Annotated in this window: 1 pseudogene; it reads right to left on the bottom strand. The window is 47.4% G+C overall.

The features are described 5' to 3' along the window. Positions 1-342: pseudogene (locus KTR07_RS28895) on the bottom strand (capsule biosynthesis protein); the annotation flags it as partial.

Raw genomic sequence — 342 nt, 5'->3', positions numbered from 1 at the left:
TATTCGGAACCATGACAGCACCATTGATAGTTACAGTATTAGTATTCTTAGGTATAAAGACCACATCACCTTCACGTAGGACAAGGTCGGCACTACCCTTAGGATTAGTCAAAGCCTTCTCCAAATCAATACCTACCGTAAAGGTATCCTCAACACCAATACCCAAAGAGTCAATCATGGCCTCACCCAATTGTCTGCTCATCAGGCGAATCACGTCACCCATACGTTTCTTCTCACCCGCACTTGCCACACGGGTCAATTTCGCACCACGAAGATAGGCAAGACTGGTAGGACCACCCGCTTTATTCACCAGATCGGAAAGACGTTCCTCACGGCTGGTCA

This window comes from Bacteroides sp. MSK.20.82, assembly GCF_019052485.1.
Lineage (GTDB): Bacteria > Bacteroidota > Bacteroidia > Bacteroidales > Bacteroidaceae > Bacteroides > Bacteroides thetaiotaomicron.
This window is presented reverse-complemented; position numbering and strand designations above follow the sequence as displayed.